The following is a 17648-nucleotide window of genomic DNA, read 5'->3' as shown; positions in this document are numbered from 1 at the left end:
AGTGAGTTTTATATCTAATCATACGGAGGAGTTTTCCCCTTGTGACAAGGGAGTCTGTTTTGGAGAGTTGGTTGCTCTTGTGGAGGAGCGAGTGGCTCAGGGGTTTCCTTTTGCCTGTTTTAGGTTGCCGAGCGAAGGTTCGGTGGTGCGAGAGGTTGGTCTTGGGGGTGTGGCCACTGCCCGTGCGTTGGATCCGATGGAGTTGCGTGGTGGCACTGCGAGGGATGGTTTTGTGATGGCACCTTTTGCCACCTCCACTGCGTCTCCCAATCTTTTGGTCAGTGAGCGTAGTGGTGGCTATCGAGTGGTGCATCTATCGGGGGACACCGGTGGGCTCACGGACAACCATAGGCCCGTGAGTGGTATCCCCAGTTTGTTGCCCGATGGTTATCGTACAGCCTTTGAGCGTTTTTTGGGATACCTTGACGAGGGAAGTGTGGAAAAGCTGGTACTCGCCCATCGTATGGAGTTGCCGTGTATCTCATCCGATGAGATTGTCTTGGCTTTTTGGCGGGCGCTCGCCCATTATCCCGGTGCTTTTGTATCGCTGTGCTATACGGTGGAGGCGGGGCTTTGGCTTTGCGCGTCACCCGAAGTGTTGTTGCGCGGTGCGGGGGGCAGATATGAGACTGTGGCGCTGGCTGGTACCATGACTCGTGGGCATGGTGACTGGAGTGAGAAAAATCGTCGTGAACATGGGTATGTGCATCGATTTATTTCTGAGGTGTTGACCGAGGAGGGCATTGAGTTTCGGGCTCACGGGTTGCAGACAATTTACTCGGGTAGCTTGCAACATCTGTGTGCCGGTTTTACGCTGGAGTTGCCCAATGGGTATGCTCCGATCGCTTTGGCTGAGCTTTTGCACCCCACTCCAGCCGTCTGTGGCACGCCTCAGGGATTGGCTCGTGATATGATCTTGGGGGCGGAAGGGATTGACCGCTCGTACTATGCCGGATACGTGGGGTGGTGTGGGGCTCCGAATCGTGGGGGAGAGGTAGATCTGTATGTACATATACGCTGTATGCAGTTGTTACCGGGCTTGTCGCTCAGGCTGTATGGAGGGGGCGGTATCGTGTGTGGCTCAGAGCTGGTGAGTGAGTGGGAGGAGGTACTGCACAAGCTCTTGGCCGTCTATGGACTTATTGGTGGTAAAGTGGTGGAGGTATGATGGCGCAGCGTTTTGTGATAAATGATCTTGTGTCTCTGCTTGGTGGGCTTGGTGTCCGCGATGTGGTGTTGTGCCCCGGGAGTCGCAATGCTCCATTGGTTCATGCTCTGAGTCATGGGCTCGAAAAGGCGGTGTGTCACTCAGTGGTCGATGAGCGCAGTGCGGGCTTTTATGCTCTCGGGCTGTCGCTTGGGAGTGGGTTGCCTGTAGTTGTGTGTTGCACGTCCGGTTCGGCTGTCGCTAATCTGCTACCTGCAGTCTCCGAGGCATTTTACCAAGGAGTCCCATTGATCATTGTCTCAGCGGATAGGCCTGAGTGCTGGCTTGGGCAACAAGCTGGCCAAACCCTCCCGCAACGTGACCTTTTTGGGGCCATGGTGCGTCGTGCGGTGTATTTGCCGGAGCCACACTCCGATGAGGATCGATGGTACTGCAATCGCCTTCTAAATGAGGCTCTTCTGGGTGCTTTTTATCCGGTAGTGGGTCCTGTGCACATCAATATCCCGATTAGCAACCCAAGTGTCTGCCTACAGGAGTCTCCCGAGGTGGCTCTTTCGATCGGCAACACTGCTGTCTCCAAAGGACTACAAGGAGGCAGACTGGTGCGTCACCACTTCTCCTGCCAAGTGGAAGCACCCGACTTGGAAAAATTGCTGGAGCGACTTGGTCGTTTTGAGCGAAAGATGATCTTGGTGGGGCAGAGGGCTTGGGGCGTGGATCTTGACAAAGGGGGTGGGATGCCTTTTCCACAAAGTTTGCGTGAGCATTGTCTCTGTATCGGTGAGTCTCTTTGCAACAGTGAGGTGGAGATCTGCTCGCTGGATGCACTGCTTGGCTCGCTGAGCGAGGAGGGTCGTCGTTCGTTGCAACCTGACCTGCTGATAACACTCGGTGGCCATGTCGTATCCAACAAGATGAAGCAGTACTTGCGTGACTATCCACCGATGGAGACGTGGCAGGTGTCACCGGATCCAGCAGTGGTGGATCTTTTTTGGGGGCTTACGGATCTTGTGACAACGAGAGTAGAGCCTTTCTTGGAAGCATTGGCCCACCATCTCAATAGGGATGCGGGGGGGAGCCGGTATGCCGAAGAGTGGCGAGAGCGTATCGCTCACCTTCCGGCTCCACAGGCTCGTTTTTGCTCGCTGGGGGTGATCGGCTGTCTGCTGAGCAAGTTGCCGCGGGAGGGGGTAGTCCTTCACCTGGCCAATAGCTCGGCTGTACGGTATGCGGAGCTATTTCGCAAAGATCATCTCCTACTGACCTTTTGCAATCGTGGCACCAGTGGGATCGAGGGTTCACTATCGACAGCACTGGGCTTTGCCCGTCGTCGTCCGGAGCTACTGCACGTCCTCGTCATAGGGGACTTGAGCTTTTTCTACGACCTCAATGCCCTAGGACTACCCGAGGTGGGGAGCAATGTGCGGGTGCTACTGCTCAACAATCAGCAGGGGAGTATCTTTCACAGCCTGCCCGGTCTGGAGATGGACACCGTGAGCGAGCGGTATATCACCGCCACACATTGCCTGCAGGCCAAGGGGTGGGCAGAGAGCTGTGGCTGGGAGTACCTGTCGGTACACGACGAGAAGGAGCTGGTAGCGGGTATGTCGCACCTTGCGGGACAAGCGGATCGTCCACGCCTTTTCGAGGCCTTTCTCTCCTCCGAGGACGAAATGGATGAGCTGAAGAACTATTTCAAGCAATTAAAACAAATCGATCATGATCATGAGTGAAAAGAAGATACGGGAGTGGACTCCCATCAAGAAGTACGAAGATATCCTTTTTGACTACTACAATGGCATCGCACGTATCACGATCAATCGCGAGCGGTATCGCAACGCTTTCACCCCAACCACCACAGCCGAAATGAGCGATGCGCTACGGATATGCCGTGAAGAGCAGAGCATCAACGTGGTGGTACTGACAGGAGCCGGCGACAAGGCTTTTTGCTCCGGGGGCGACCAAAATGTCAAGGGGCGTGGCGGATACATCGGTAAGGACGGAGTGCCTCGGCTGAGTGTCCTGGATGTCCAAAAGCAGATCCGCAGCATTCCCAAACCGGTCATAGCCGCCGTCAACGGCTACGCTATAGGCGGTGGACATGTACTACACGTCGTCTGCGATCTGTCGATAGCCTCGGACAATGCCATCTTCGGCCAGACCGGTCCACGGGTAGGGAGCTTTGATGCAGGATTTGGCTCCTCCTACCTCGCCCGAGTGGTTGGGCAAAAAAAGGCACGAGAGATCTGGTTCCTTTGTCGCCAATACTCTGCTCAAGAAGCCCTAGAGATGGGATTGGTCAATAAGGTCGTACCGCTTGCCCAACTCGAGGATGAATATGTACAATGGGCCGAAGAGATGATGCTCCTCAGTCCACTGGCCCTCCGTATGATCAAGGCCGGACTCAACGCTGAGCTAGACGGACAAGCCGGCATCCAAGAGCTGGCCGGTGACGCCACCCTCCTATACTACCTCACCGACGAAGCCCAAGAAGGGAAAAACGCATTCCTGGAAAAGCGCAAGCCCAACTTTGACCAATACCCCAAGTTTCCCTAAGATGTCACCACTAGAGAGCATCCTCCACCTCCCCACGCTACTACCACAACTCCGAGAGCCGGTCACCCTCTCCATTGAGCCCTACACCCTGTACTTCCGACGCCCTGCCAGGACCTCTCGTGGCGAGTACCGCACCAAGCTCGTCTACATTCTGAAGCTCCGGAGCGTAGCCAACCCACACCTCATTGGCTACGGCGAGTGCGCTCCCATGCCACAGCTTAGCTGTGACGACCTTCCCCACTACCCCACTCTACTGCAACAGTTGGCACACACCCTGGCACAAGACCCACATCTCCTAGACCCGGCCATGCTACGTGCCTATCCCTCCATTGCTTTTGGCCTAGCCACAGCCATCTCCGGCCTCCTTGCCACACGCCGGCACCACAACTTCCCCACCCCTCCTCTCTGCGACACTCCCTTCACACGAGGCGAAGCCACCATCACCATCAACGGACTCATCTGGATGGGCGAAAAAAACTACATGTACCGGCAGATCAAAGAAAAGATAGCCCAAGGCTTTGGGTGTCTAAAACTAAAGATCGGCGGCATAGATTTTCAAGAAGAGCTCCGGCTACTCCGCTACATCCGCCGGAATTTCACTCCTCAAGAAATAGAGCTCCGAGTGGATGCCAATGGTGCCTTTTCGTCCGACACAGCACTAGAGAAGCTCAAGCAACTCAGCGACCTACAGCTACACTCCATCGAGCAGCCCATCCCTCCCTCACCACACCACTGGGAGACCCTGGCCACACTCATAGAGAAAACCCCTCTGCCCATCGCACTAGACGAGGAGCTCATACCCCTACATGCCACCGAGAGCAAGATCGATCTACTCGACCAAGCTAAGCCCCACTACCTCATCATCAAGCCCACACTGCACAGCGATCCCGATGAATGGATAGAGCTGGCCAACCAACACCACATCGGGTGGTGGGCCACCTCCGCACTGGAGTCCAATATCGGGCTCGCCGCCATAGCACAGTGGGTGAGCCAATACCCCATCCAATGCCCACAAGGCCTGGGTACAGGAGCACTCTACCAAAACAACACCTCCTCCCCACTCATCCTCCAAAAGGACCAACTCCACTATCACTCCTTCCCCAAAAACTGACGCACCATCAACTCCACGTGCCAACCGAACAACTCTATATAGGAGACACCCTCCTAACCCCCCAACGACTACACACTCTGCCCACTCCGGTGCCCCCTACTCTCCGGCCACTCCTCTCATTTCTGTCCGAATGGTGGTACCCTCTCACCACTCACATCACCGCACAGACTTCCGGATCTACCGGCACGCCCAAGCAAATCAAACTGGAAAAAAGTGCCGTGCGACGAAGTGCCCAGAGGACCAACCAATACTTCGGCATCAGCAAGCGCCAACGCCTACTCCTCGCCATGGACCTCCGCTACATAGGTGCCAAAATGATGGTCGTACGAGCCGCTATCGCCGGAGCAGAGCTGGTCGTTGTCCCCCCGACCTCCCACCCCCTCGCCACACTCTCCACACCGCCACACTTCGTCTCACTTGTACCACTGCAGCTCCACCACACACTGGAGACCCCATCGGAGCGACAACTCCTCAGCCGGGTCCAACAGCTCATCATCGGTGGAGGTGCAATACACCCTCACCTCCTAGAGTGGCTCGATACTCTCCCCATACCGGCCTATGCCACATACGGTATGACCGAAACCATCTCGCACATCGCACTACGACGCCTCAATGGCACCCACGCCACACAGTGCTACTATCCGCTGGACGGCGTACAGCTCACACTCGGCACACAAGGAGAACTAATCATACACGACCACCTCCTCTTTCCCAACCAACCCCCAATCATCACCAACGATCTCGCTGAGATCCACCCCGACGGAGGATTTGTCATCAAAGGACGCACCGACAACATCATCAACACCGGTGGCGTCAAGATAAGCCCCGAGCAAATTGAGCAGACCCTCAGCCACATCCTACGAACACCTCTCGCCATCAGCTGGATACCCGACAGTGCTCTAGGGCAAAAAACAGTCCTCGTACTCCAAGCCTATATCATACCCGACAACCTCGACACCATACTACAAAAACACCTCCCCCCATACCACAGACCCAAAGAGGTACGCCTCCTACCACAACTTCCACACAACCCCAACGGCAAACTCGACCGGAAAGCCCTCCACCGGCTCCTTCTCTCCGAAGAGTAGGTGCACTAAGACTGGAGTCTCATGCAGAGAAAACTAAAGTCTCCTCCGAGGAGACTGGATTTTCCTCGGAGGAGACTAATTCTCAATCACAATCAGAAGAGCTATGACACCTAACGGAAGTCCTGCACCTTCATGTCGACACACTTGGGCTTTAGGAAGATAATTTGCGACAAAAGTGCAATCAACACAACCCCGGCCAGCACACTAAAGGCCAAGCCTAGGCTGTCCTCTCCTGCCCAACGCCCCATCATATTGGTGATCATGGCACCGGTACAGACCTCTCAGTTGCCTGAAGTAGCAAGGGTTTTCGAGCTCAATGAGATCCGCAAACATGGTCTCCGCCATAGTGGACAGAATCTGCCGATCAAGGTAATTGAGCGGGGCTACGCTCCAGAGCATACCTACGACTACTCACTTGTATCAGGATCTATGCTTGATCGTTGCGATGTTGTCCATACCTGAGTAACGTCTTCGTTAGGGGAAAAAAGGGCTTATTTTTCAATCTCGCCACACAAGAGCATGCTCTTGACAAGCAACCTAGGGATGTGGAAGGGGCCTTTGAAAAGATTGCCCTTGGCGGGCTGCGCCACACTGCCATCACGGTGCAGGTAGCCGTACCACTCGCCATACTCTGTATCTCGCAAGTGGCTCCAAGCCCAGTCGTGAGCCTGACGGTGCCAAGCCTTGTACTTTTCGTCTCCGGTGAGGAGGTAGGCGTAGAGGGTGGCAATGACGGCTTCGGTCTGAGGCCACCAGAACTTCATGTCCTGAGAGTAGTCCTGTGCCGGAAAGCCCTTGCAGTCCTTGAAATTGATGATTCCGCCATACTTTTCATCCCAGCCCCAAGCCCAAGCGTCGTCAAGCACCGTGAGCGCAAAGGTCTGCGCCTCCTTGGCCCACTCTGCTCCGGCAAAGGTCCGGCTCGCCTCCATCAAGAACCACGCCGTCTCGATGCAATGCCCTGGGTTGATGACCCTACCATTTAGCGTATCGATCAGCTCGCCCTCAGGGGTCACCATCTCCAGAAGGCAGTGGTACGAAGGCTGGTAGAACTTGTCCTTGATCAGTCTGAACGAAGTATGTGCCTGCTCCTCAAGAACCGGATCGCTCACGACCGAACTGAGCACAGCGGCAACATTCATCATGATCATGGAGATACTGTGGCCTAATGCCGGCTGGTTGGCTGTGATGTACTTTGGCTCAAGCACACCAGGTGTGGCAAGCCAACTCCTGACTTGCTTGAATAGTTTCAATGCCCGATCGGCATAGATCATCTTGCCTGTCGCTTTGGCATACTCGACCCACCCGATGATCGCAAAGCTCTCGGAGAAGACATAGCGACGCTTACGCAACGGCGTACCATCTTGCTTCACTTCAAAGTACATTCGCCCATCGGAGGGATCGAAGCATTTTTCGAGAAACGGGAGAATCACTTCGCACGCCTCCAGCCACTCCGAGCGTCGCTCCACATGGTTGTATGCATACGCAAAAGCGTACAAGCTACGCCCCTGAAACCACACCGACTTGGTGCTATCCATTAGCGTTCCATCGCGGTCAATACAGGTAAGCATCCCTCCATACTTTCTATCCAGTCCATACTTTAGCCAAAAGGGGAGTATCTGCTCTACTAGCTCCTCCCGATAGAGTCTTCCGTAGTGTTGAAAATCCATATACCTTATTTTATTAGTGTTTATTACAATGCACAAAGAAATCTATTGTCTCCAGTTGACGCTTGATCTCCGCTTCTTCCCCAGTGTCAATATTTCGGAAGGGGATTCGATGAGGCCAAGGTCAAGGCCCAAAAACTTCAGGATACGCTTCCCAGCCACGATATTTCCTCCAAACTGTGCGTTCACGTTGAGTTCAGCATACTGGGGGATTATGTCATAATTAACTTCCCTCCCATCAGCGGTAAAAGGAGTAAACGAAGGCGTGATCAGTCCATTAATCTTTCTAAACTTGCTCATACACGTGATCACAAAACATGTCTAAAGTATAATAGCTCATCCCTACCACTTCGGTATGCGCCAGATATCTGGCGTACGCACCCTGGGCATTCGTTCGCCGCCGACCATATAAAGCGCATCCGGAGAGATCGCAAGTCCTGCCCCTGCCGTAGCATAAGCCGCACTCTTGAGATCTCTCGTCTCGCCAACAGCCCATCTGTACCACCTACAAAGTAAAGCTCACGTCCATCATCCGAGACCAAAGATGCACCATAACCAACCGGCACAGCCAAAGAACCTAAAGAGCAAGTCTCTGATAGCGTACCATCACTTGAAATACGAACCTCTAATACCGAGCGATAAAATACTTTGCCAAAAGGAGATGAAACTGGGAAATTGCACCACCAACCGTAAACAAGCCAATTTTCCACACATCCTGCATTCAGCCCGGAAGTCCCCTCCCCAAAGGCCGACTCTCTCTCATCCAACACATCAAAACGAGGATGTAACTGCTCAGGCACGCCAAACAAGGACTCCACACGCTTATCACCATTCATACACGAATAGAAAAATAAAAAAGGCATGAAAGGCAACAATCCGGTTACAGTATTTACAATACTCCTCATCAAACAACCTACGCTATTGAAGAAAAACTAGCTTTTACAGTCTAGTTACTAAATTATAATCTTCTAATAGAGCAAAACTACTAAAAACATCAAACACTTCAATAGCAATATCAAAATATGGGCTAGGCTGATCATACTGTGGGGTAGTTTTGGACAAAAAATAGTAACTTTACAAAGGACACTAGATCAAACCTAGCGTTGAAACCTTTTTGCCAAGCAAATTCATGAGTAGCGAGAACATTGTCATCCCAATAGAACAAGTCGAAATAAGCAACCTATCACCTGAAGACCAAGCCCTAGTGGAGCAAGCCAAAGCTGTGGCAAAACATGCTTACGCACCTTACTCACACTTCCGAGTAGGAGCTGCACTTCGTCTAAATAGTGGCAAGATCGTCACCGGATCCAATCAGGAAAATGCAGCCTATCCCTCAGGTCTTTGTGCCGAACGCACGGCTCTTTTCTATGCCGGGGCACAATATCCGGACGACCCAGTAACTACTCTAGCCGTAGTGGCCATACGCGAAGATGGCAAGCTGGCAACCATAGCCGCCCCTTGTGGCGCTTGCCGACAGGTAATGATAGAGGTGGCAGATCGATATCATCAACCCTTCTCGGTTATTTTAGCCGGAGAAAACACAGCCAAGATTATAGCAGACTGCCGTGACCTTTTACCCATCAGTTTTGATGCCTCCAGCCTCTGATCTGCATGAGTAACTTTGTTGTTTCTGCTCGAAAATATCGTCCGAGCACCTTTGCCAGTGTAGTGGGGCAGGAAGCACTCACCACGACACTCCGAAACGCTATTCTACAAGACAAGTTGTCTCACGCCTACTTGTTTTGTGGACCCCGCGGTGTCGGAAAGACCTCTTGTGCTCGGATTTTTGCGAAGACAATCAATTGTCTCCACAGGACCCCGGATGGTGAAGCTTGCAATGAATGCGAGAGCTGTGTAGCTGCCAACGAACAACGATCCTACAATATCCTAGAGCTAGATGCCGCCTCCAATAACTCCGTAAACGACATCCGCCAGCTCACGGAGCAAGTCTACATTCCACCCTCTATTGGAAAGTATCGGGTCTACATTATAGACGAGGTGCACATGCTGTCAAGCAGTGCCTTCAACGCTTTCCTCAAAACACTTGAAGAGCCACCGGCTCATGCTATATTCATCCTCGCCACAACAGAAAAAAACAAGGTCCTCCCAACAATCATATCACGTTGCCAAGTCCATGACTTCAATAGGATCACGCCGGAGGACATTGTAACCCATCTCAGGCACGTGGCAGAAAACGAAGGCATCCAAGCAGAACAAGAGGCCCTTCAGCTAATAGCGATCAGTGCTGACGGAGGAATGCGCGATGCGCTCAGTATATTTGACCAGATCGCCGGATTTGGGAACGGCACCATCACGATCAAGGGGGTAAGGGACAACCTCAACCTACTTGACGAAGACGAGTACTTTCAGCTCCTGGCGTACATTCTACAAGGAAAGCACACCCAGGTACTTACACTGGTCGATACCCTCCTCCGCCGTGGATACGAGGGAGATAATATTATGCGAGGCTTCTCCAATTTCTTACGAAATGTGCTACTTTCTCAACACCCAGAAACAGCAAAAATTGTAGAAGCACCGGACTCTATCCGACAACGGTTACTCAAAGCCGGGCAATACTCCAAAACCCAACTCTTGTGGGAATTTCTAAAAATCAGCACAGCTTTTGGGACTCAGTATAGGAGCAGTAGCCAAAAACGCCTAGCACTCGAAGTCGCCCTACTCAAAATGGTGGAGTTGTGCCCCACAAGTGTACTCTACCCAGAGCTGCAGACAGGCACTTCCGAAGGTACGAGTAATGCCGGCAATGCAAAACAAGAGGCATCCAAAGTCTCTACAACGGTTAGAGAAGACAACCAAGTACAGCCTACAAAGGTCAACACACCTCAACCGTCCCCCAAGACCTATCGGCAATCGGTTCAACCAATAACTACAACGCAGGACAGCACACAAAATAACGCGCCAACACAGAAAAAGATATCCAAAGCTCAAGAACACTTTGGCTTCAACCTACTGACAGGCAAAACAACTAGCGAAGAACAAAAAGAACTAAGCGAAAAACAAACAGCCCCATCTGAGCTAAGAAATAGCACCTTCTCAAATGAGGAGCTACACAACGCATGGAGTAGTTACGCCGCCAAAATTCCTAAAGGGCAAATGCTTGTACGGCATGCCATGCTCAACTACAAGCCAAACATTACCCCTGGATCCATTGCCAATCTAAAGATAAAGGTAAGTAACGACACGGAGGCCAAACAACTGGACAGTCAACTTGGGCAGATACTCCGATACCTTGCAGATAGGCTTCACAACGACAGTATTAGGATAGAGATAGAGATAGACGAAAAGATACAGGATGAAGAACTAAAGACACCGGAAGCAAAGTTTGAGCACTTTGAGAAAGTCAATGAATGGTTTTCAAAATTTGCAGACGACTTAGCTCTCCGCCCCATGAGTTAATATTTAACCAACTATAAAAACAAAAAAACAGAATGAAAAGACTAAATTATTTGCTTTGTAGCAGTGTGGTTGCTACATTTTTGACGATCCCGGCACTCGCACAAGAGCCCCAAGAGAAACCCGAAGAGTACCGATTTACGACCATCAAGGAAGCAAAAATCTCACCGATCCAAGACCAAGCCAATAGTGGAACCTGCTGGTCATACAGTGGTCTCGGATTCCTCGAAGCCGAAGCATATCGCCTTACCGGCAAAGAAGTAGTGCTATCCCCTATGTTTATCGTATCACAGTGCTACAAAGACAAGGCTAGAGATTACGTCCGCTACCACGGTAATCTAAACTTCGCACAAGGTGGTGCATTTGGCGATGTCCTCCATGTACTCCGGAGCCATGGTGTGGTTCCTATGGAAGAAATGTATGGACTAAACTATGGGACAACCCGTAACGCACACTCCGAAATGGAAGCTGTTGCAAAAGGATTTGTCGAAGCCCTAGTTAAAGAAATGGAGAAAGCCAACCACCTCTCAACTGCTTGGGGAAGAGCATTTGACGGCATCATTGATGCCTATCTCGGAAAAGCACCTGAGAAGTTCACTTTTGAGGGTAAAAGCTACACACCTAGTACATTTGCAAAAACACTGAAACTAGATCCCAATAACTACGTCTCGCTTACATCATATACCCATCACCCATTTTACAGTAGCTTTGTCTTGGAAATTCCGGACAACTGGCGCCATGGATTATCCTACAACCTTCCGATCGAAGAGTTGATCCAAGTGATCGATAGTGCCATAGATAACGGATACACGGTGGCTTGGGGGTCAGATGTCAGCGAAATCGGCTTCACCCGAAACGGACTAGCAGTACTTCTTGATGTCGAAGCAGCAAATTCAGATCACGGTTCGGACCAAGCACGCTGGATTGGCACATCAGGAAATAAAAACAGACTCTCAGTAGGTCAGCTAATCAATACGCCCGGTGCACCGGAAATCAAGGTAACCCAAGAATATAGGCAAAAAGGATTTGACAACCTAACAACCACCGATGACCACGGGATGCTGATCTACGGCCTGGCACAAGATCAGACCGGCAAACCTTTTTATCTCGTGAAAAACTCATGGGGTGATGCCGGAAAATACAATGGCATATGGTATGCGTCCAAGGCATTCGTGGCCGGAAAGACAATGAATATCATCGTCCACAAAAATGCAATCCCCAAAGCACTTCGTGCAAAACTAGGAATTTGATATAGCCAAGAGCTACCATACAATAACAACTAATGAGAGAGGAGGTGTCTAAGACACCTCCTCTCTTTTGATATGCTGGTCAAAGGAAAAAACATTTAGTTAGGTATATAAAAACAGAAAAGGATGTCTCACGACATCCCAAACCTTTCTTGTTTAACCTTTAATCTAATACTATTATGAAAAAACCACGATGCAAATGTACGTACATTTTTCAATATAGCCAAATCTTATCCTCTCTTTTTCCTCACAAACCGAGCAAATCACCTACATATTGTCAGTTATTAACCTTTAGATGCGGCAGGATACACGCCTTATCGAATTCTTAACATTAGACTAAGACATAGGAATGATGGGTCAACGCGTGCATTTAGTTGCAAATTCGACGTCAACTGATAACGTACTAAGGCAAAATAATGAACACCATCTCCTCGCAACATTGAGGGAGTGTACATGTATGGCATGTATCCGAGCTGACCGCGAATCATAGTTCTATACAAGCGATAGTACTGTATGCCTGCTTCAGCTGCAATCTGATTTCCACTATATTTCAATCTTGTGTAGAGTGACGTGCCAAGTGGATTGTGCATTTGCTTGGCAAACTGCAGACCGGCACGCACGTTCCATGACGGAGTTAGCATACAGTCACCCCGAAAACGCATTGTAAACCGTTTTTGGTTACTGCCCATAGATACATATCGTGCAACAGCCGAGGTCTGCCATGGATCACCGGTATGATAGATACTTGCAGAAAAGACATGACCTGGAATAGTGGCATTAGGACTCATTCTCCGAAATCGCTCAAGATACAAACTGCCAGTAACCATATAAGCAATCTCGCCTCTCCACATCAGGCGAAGTCCTCTCTCGGAGTACCCCTCGGGAGGATAACTATTGGGCGTCGAATAAGGGCTAATAAAGCGGTCGCCATAGTAGTGTCCCTGAAGTGTAAGTGTCCCCATAGTGCCATTTCGATAAGCTAACGCTGCTTGGACAGCACTCCTGCTCTTTTCAGCAAGTACAAGTTCCATTGTGGACCGAAATCCTCCTTTTGAATAACTCATACATAGGCTGTTTTGCAACAACAGGTGACGCTGAGGGTACAGCCGATACGGTAAGAGTGCTTCGCCACGACTGCTGCGATAGCGGTACAACATTGAGTTAAGAGCCAACTCTAGGCTAGGCATACGATAGCTGAGATACCCACCTACCATCTCACAACGAGCTGTATGCCGGTGTTCGCGTTCAAGGTTTGTACGCCTTAGTCCAGAGCGATACAGGGTGCGTATGTGATCTTTTTCGATACGCGCATCGGTTGGCTCATAGCCTGCAAAAAGCAAAAAGGAGAGCGGAGAGGGGGATCGATAGTGAAGAGCCACTCCTCTCAGATATCCACTTTCGCGAAAAGAACGATGTGGCTTGAGTTGCCCCACCCATGTTCCGACTCCACTTCCGCCGTACTCAAGTTTTGAAAAATAACCACCGCTCATCCCAAGCAAAAGCCCATGTCCAATAGTCAGCTGATAGTCTCCAAGAACAAGTCTGTAGTTTGGCATATCCCATCGAAAACTGCCTGTCAGATAATCAAATACTCCACTTCTCAAAGGTAGCCAAGGTTCACTTATGTCTTTTTGTCCGGCAAAGTGCCATGAGAGTTTCTCCCCCATTCTCCCCTCGTACTTCAACTCTACAGAGTTTGATAATCGATCCTTGGGCCGTAAGGAGGAGCCTACAAAAAAATCATGTCTTGCTCGCAAAGTGCCGAATGAGTAAGGATTTTTCCCCACATATATAAAAGGCTCCAAGAGCTCTAAATAGGCTGAGGATAACTCCGGTGTAGCTTCCTTTATTTCATAGACACTGACAAAGCCCCCCTTTTGAGATCTGAGCAAAAGAATATTACGTGCGATAAAATCATCAATAAATGGGAGCTGTACAATTTGCTCCGCCGTAGCATTATTCAGGTCGAGGGGATGCTCGAGCAAGTCCGTGAGTTGCTCAATGATTACCTGCCGATCACTACTCTCATCGCTGGGCAAAAGTTCAAGGATTCTCTCTAAACTTTTGGCCACTTGTGCAAACATAAGTATCGGTCCCAAAGCCCATACAAAAAGGACGCCTAGAAGCCGATGCCAAAACATATCAGTGAGCCTCAAGCCAATTTTTACCTACACCAACATCAACAAGAAGAGGAACTTGCAATTGTGGCATGACGCCCTCCATCTCAGAGCGAATAAGCGTAACCAAAGTTTCGACCTCGTCGGAAGGACTCGTAAAGCACAACTCGTCATGTACTTGCAAAATCATCCTTGCACGCAGATGTTCTTTTTCAAGCCTATCTTGGACGCGGATCATTGCCAACTTGATAATATCTGCCGCTGTTCCTTGAATAGGCGCATTGATTGCATTGCGCTCTGCTGCACCACGTACGTTGGCATTTTGCGAATGAATATTGGGCAAATATCTACGACGTCCAAAGAGAGTCTCAACATAGCCTAGAGAACTAGCCTTGCTAATTGCCTCATCCATATAATCCTTGACAGCCGGAAATGAATCGAAGTAACTTTTAATCAGATCACTAGCTTCGGCACGAGGTATAGCAAGGCGACTACTCAGCCCATACGCTGATATCCCATAAATAATCCCAAAGTTTGCTGTCTTGGCTCTTCTACGATATTCCGGCGTAACAGCTTCCGGATTTACTCCATAGATATGACCGGCCGTTGCCGCATGAATATCCAAACCCTCATTGAAAGCCCGAATAAGATTCTTATCTCCACTGAGATGCGCCATGATACGCAATTCTATCTGCGAATAGTCTGCTGAAACAAAAAGGTCACCTTCCTCAGGATGATGCCCCGTAAAGGCCATACGGACCTGCCTTCCAGCCTCATCTCGAACTGGAATATTCTGAAGATTAGGGTCAGAGCTTGATAGGCGTCCTGTCGCAGTTACGGTTTGATTGAACGTGGTATGAAGGCGCCCATCAAAAGGGCTAATGTACTGTGGTAAGGGCTCAACGTAAGTATTCAAGAGCTTTCTCTGCCCACGATAGTCCAGGATCATTTTTATAATGGGGTGAAGATCACTTATCTTTTCCAAAGTTTCTTCATTTGTCCTATACTGACCGGAGGGGGTTTTGGCTGGTTTCTCTACAAGTTTCAGATGATCAAAAAGGACTTCTCCCACCTCTTTTGGCGAGCCAATATTAAATGGTTCACCGGCACAATTGTGTATTTCTTGCTCTAACGTTCCAAGATTATCCTCCATTTCCGCCACTACGTTTTTCAATAGTAGCGCATCTAGCTTTACCCCTTCCTGCTCCATTTTCAGCAAGACCTCCATCAAAGGCATCTCCATATCATAGAATAGCCTCCGAAGGTCATCATTCGCCTCTATCTCTGGCTTGAGTGCTTCATATAGCCGGAGTGTGACATCAGCATCCTCTGCCGCATACGGCAACACTTTTTCCGGGCTGATCTGCCCCATTGTCAGTTGTTTTTTTCCACGTGCGCCAATCAAGTCTTCTATCGGCATAGGCTTATAGCCTAAATAGGCTTGAGCCACGTAGTCAAGCCCATGTCTTTGCTCGGGATTGATAAGGTAGTGTGCAATCATGGTATCCCAATACGGCCCTTGCGAAATCACTCCATATCGCGATAAAATCTTTAGATCAAACTTTAGATTCTGCCCAACCTTCAACACTTCCTTATTCTGAAAGAGCTTTCGAAAAGGACGCAACTGCTCAGTGGCTTCTACTTGAATTGGAGACAACGGCAGGTACCACGCTTCATGTGGCCTAATAGCAAAGGAAATACCGACAATAGGATCCACCAATGGATTAAGACCTTCTGTCTCGGTATCAAAAGCAAAAGCAACCGATTGCTCAAGACGAACAGCCAACGCCTCTATCGCCTTGGGATCATCTAGAAGTTTGTAGTCATGAGGCGTATTCTCTAGGTCACGCATCGTTTTCACAGTATTTGCCTCGGGTATAGGAAGGTCAAAGAGAGAACGTTCACGCGGTTTGACCGAAGACACCTCAATCTCAGAGTGTAACTTGCTTAACTTGCTATTGAGCTCCAACTGGGTGTAAATCTCAGACAACACACCATAGTCTGCAGGATGCATCCGCAGATCTTCCAATTGAAAATCAACAGGAACGTCAAGTACTATTTTCACAAGCTCTCTAGAGTGCATGAGCTGCTCCCTATACATCAGAAGATTATCCTTGACAACCTTGCCCGGAACATCATCTATGTGATCGTATATTCCCTCAATTGTCGCAAAGCGTTGAAGGAGTTGTGCAGCAGTCTTCTTCCCAACCTTTGGCACGCCTGGGATATTATCCGAAGCATCACCCATCAGGGCAAGGTAATCAATTACCTGCCCCGAGTTATTCAAATCATGTAATTCTGCCACCTCTTTGGGTCCCAATTCCTGGTACTCACCTCCTTTTAGTGGTCGTAGTATGTGTATCCGATCAGTTACCAACTGGCCGTAATCCTTATCGGGTGTGATCATATAGACCTCCATCTCCGTGTGTTTATCAGCCACTCGGTGCGCAATGGTGCCAATCACATCGTCAGCCTCATAGCCATCAACGACAAACATCCTTACCCCACGCGCCTCTATTATCTTTTTTATAAATGGTATTGCATAGCTTATAGCCTCAGGAGTACGCTCTCTCTGAGCTTTGTATTCGGGGTACATCTTGTGCCTAAATGTAGGGGCAGGAGGATCAAAAACAACCGCCATATACCCATCATCACCGACACGGCTGAGTATATCATCAAAAGTATTGAGAAAGCCTACCACTGCAGATGTATCATCACCCTGAAGTGTTAGTCGTGGACGATTGAGAAAAGGAAAGTAGCCCCTATAGATTAGGGCATAGGCATCAAGTAAGTATAGTTTTTGAGACATAGAGTTCTAGCTAGTTTACGGTAAATCAAAGGTAGACCTTTTTCTAGAAATTCCCAATCACTTACTCTCTTAGATCTAAAAGGGAAAGGAGAAGGCTAAAAGAAATAAAAAAACCAGCTTGTCAGATAACAGACAAACCGGTCTAGCATATTCGGGGATTAAACTCCTAGATATTTGAGCAATATAGACATCCTTTCATCAAAAGAAAGAAAAAATAAACAAGGGCGACAAACAAGTAGACACGCAGGCTGTAGAGCATCACCAACGATCATTGCGATCACCAATGCCTCCACAGAAGACCCTGTGCCACCTCTCAACCAAGAGAAAACCCCGTATCTACTACCAGGTCTTCACTAACTCAGTATCGTTCATCTCGTTGTAACCAAAATCCTTACTCTATATTCAGAGCAGATCTCCAAAAACCAAGCTTCCCGGATTTGGCTCCAGAAAGGAGGTGTTCCAGCCGCACCT

At 49.6% G+C, this 17648-nt stretch carries 14 protein-coding genes; 10 read left to right on the top strand and 4 right to left on the bottom strand.

The annotated features are described in order from the left end of the window. The first annotated feature begins 67 nt into the window (after window positions 1-67). The 6 genes from AC1EK1_RS05030 (at window position 68) to AC1EK1_RS05005 (ending at window position 6385) form a co-directional block, all read left to right on the top strand. Window positions 68-1168 carry a chorismate-binding protein gene (locus AC1EK1_RS05030; protein ID WP_480305926.1) on the top strand — a complete coding sequence of 367 codons (1101 nt, stop codon included), beginning with the start codon at window positions 68-70 and terminating at the stop codon, window positions 1166-1168. After that, the gene (gene menD, locus AC1EK1_RS05025; RefSeq protein ID WP_480305925.1) at window positions 1165-2901 is read left to right on the top strand and encodes a 2-succinyl-5-enolpyruvyl-6-hydroxy-3-cyclohexene-1-carboxylic-acid synthase; all 1737 of its coding nucleotides are present in this window, start codon (window positions 1165-1167) and stop codon (window positions 2899-2901) included. The genes AC1EK1_RS05030 and menD overlap by 4 nt, the downstream gene beginning before the upstream one ends. Next, window positions 2894-3724, top strand: coding sequence for a 1,4-dihydroxy-2-naphthoyl-CoA synthase (gene menB, locus AC1EK1_RS05020; protein ID WP_480305924.1), 831 nt, complete (start codon window positions 2894-2896; stop codon window positions 3722-3724). Before menD ends, menB begins: the two co-directional genes overlap by 8 nt. 1 nt (window position 3725) lies before the next feature. After that, window positions 3726-4835 (top strand): o-succinylbenzoate synthase, encoded by a 1110-nt coding sequence (locus AC1EK1_RS05015; RefSeq protein ID WP_480305922.1) that lies wholly within the window; start codon window positions 3726-3728, stop codon window positions 4833-4835. Window positions 4836-4852: 17 nt separating this feature from the next. Further along, on the top strand, window positions 4853-5923 hold the full coding sequence (locus tag AC1EK1_RS05010; protein WP_480305921.1) for an AMP-binding protein: 1071 nt from the start codon (window positions 4853-4855) through the stop codon (window positions 5921-5923). Window positions 5924-6055: 132 nt separating this feature from the next. Next, window positions 6056-6385 carry a hypothetical protein gene (locus AC1EK1_RS05005; protein WP_480305920.1) on the top strand — a complete coding sequence of 110 codons (330 nt, stop codon included), beginning with the start codon at window positions 6056-6058 and terminating at the stop codon, window positions 6383-6385. Between the two features lie 29 nt (window positions 6386-6414). Here AC1EK1_RS05005 and AC1EK1_RS05000 read toward each other — a convergent pair whose 3' ends face one another. Further along, a complete protein-coding gene (locus tag AC1EK1_RS05000; protein WP_480305919.1) occupies window positions 6415-7593 on the bottom strand; it encodes an AGE family epimerase/isomerase in 1179 nt (392 codons plus the stop codon). A gap of 42 nt (window positions 7594-7635) precedes the next feature. After that, a complete protein-coding gene (locus AC1EK1_RS04995; protein ID WP_480305918.1) occupies window positions 7636-7890 on the bottom strand; it encodes a hypothetical protein in 255 nt (84 codons plus the stop codon). Between the two features lie 829 nt (window positions 7891-8719). Between AC1EK1_RS04995 and cdd the strand changes: the two genes are divergently transcribed. From cdd to AC1EK1_RS04980, 3 genes are read left to right on the top strand one after another with little or no spacing between them, the layout of a single operon-like run. Further along, a complete protein-coding gene (gene cdd / locus AC1EK1_RS04990; RefSeq protein WP_480305916.1) occupies window positions 8720-9196 on the top strand; it encodes a cytidine deaminase in 477 nt (158 codons plus the stop codon). 5 nt (window positions 9197-9201) lie between these two features. Then, window positions 9202-11007: a DNA polymerase III subunit gamma/tau gene (locus AC1EK1_RS04985; protein ID WP_480305915.1), complete on the top strand. Its 1806-nt coding sequence runs from the start codon at window positions 9202-9204 to the stop codon at window positions 11005-11007. Between the two features lie 32 nt (window positions 11008-11039). Beyond that, window positions 11040-12254: a C1 family peptidase gene (locus AC1EK1_RS04980; RefSeq protein WP_480305913.1), complete on the top strand. Its 1215-nt coding sequence runs from the start codon at window positions 11040-11042 to the stop codon at window positions 12252-12254. Between the two features lie 311 nt (window positions 12255-12565). Here AC1EK1_RS04980 and AC1EK1_RS04975 read toward each other — a convergent pair whose 3' ends face one another. Continuing rightward, window positions 12566-14161, bottom strand: coding sequence for a hypothetical protein (locus AC1EK1_RS04975; protein WP_480306094.1), 1596 nt, complete (start codon window positions 14159-14161; stop codon window positions 12566-12568). Here AC1EK1_RS04975 and AC1EK1_RS04970 point away from each other — a divergent pair. Beyond that, on the top strand, window positions 14129-14311 hold the full coding sequence (locus AC1EK1_RS04970) for a hypothetical protein (protein WP_480306104.1): 183 nt from the start codon (window positions 14129-14131) through the stop codon (window positions 14309-14311). The two genes, AC1EK1_RS04975 and AC1EK1_RS04970, sit on opposite strands and share 33 nt — an antisense overlap. A gap of 82 nt (window positions 14312-14393) precedes the next feature. On the opposite strand, the gene polA is transcribed toward AC1EK1_RS04970, so the two are convergent. Then, complete coding sequence (gene polA / locus AC1EK1_RS04965) at window positions 14394-17177, bottom strand: DNA polymerase I (protein ID WP_480305912.1); 2784 nt, start codon at window positions 17175-17177, stop codon at window positions 14394-14396. Window positions 17178-17648: the final 471 nt, after the last annotated feature.

The organism is Porphyromonas sp. C0026D3 (assembly GCF_056590775.1).
Note: the sequence above shows the minus strand (reverse complement) of the source record. Positions and strands in the feature narration are given on the sequence as shown.

Bases quoted from the DNA above. Each gene is read 5' to 3' on its own strand.
- AC1EK1_RS05005 (WP_480305920.1), top strand. From the start codon at position 6,056: ATGTCGACACACTTGGGCTTTAGGAAGATAATTTGCGACAAAAGTGCA.
- AC1EK1_RS04995 (WP_480305918.1), bottom strand. From the start codon at position 7,890: ATGAGCAAGTTTAGAAAGATTAATGGACTGATCACGCCTTCGTTTACT.
- cdd (WP_480305916.1), top strand. From the start codon at position 8,720: ATGAGTAGCGAGAACATTGTCATCCCAATAGAACAAGTCGAAATAAGC.
- AC1EK1_RS04980 (WP_480305913.1), top strand. From the start codon at position 11,040: ATGAAAAGACTAAATTATTTGCTTTGTAGCAGTGTGGTTGCTACATTT.
- AC1EK1_RS04985 (WP_480305915.1), top strand. From the start codon at position 9,202: ATGAGTAACTTTGTTGTTTCTGCTCGAAAATATCGTCCGAGCACCTTT.
- menB (WP_480305924.1), top strand. From the start codon at position 2,894: ATGAGTGAAAAGAAGATACGGGAGTGGACTCCCATCAAGAAGTACGAA.
- polA (WP_480305912.1), bottom strand. From the start codon at position 17,177: ATGTCTCAAAAACTATACTTACTTGATGCCTATGCCCTAATCTATAGG.
- menD (WP_480305925.1), top strand. From the start codon at position 1,165: ATGATGGCGCAGCGTTTTGTGATAAATGATCTTGTGTCTCTGCTTGGT.
- AC1EK1_RS05015 (WP_480305922.1), top strand. From the start codon at position 3,726: ATGTCACCACTAGAGAGCATCCTCCACCTCCCCACGCTACTACCACAA.
- AC1EK1_RS05000 (WP_480305919.1), bottom strand. From the start codon at position 7,593: ATGGATTTTCAACACTACGGAAGACTCTATCGGGAGGAGCTAGTAGAG.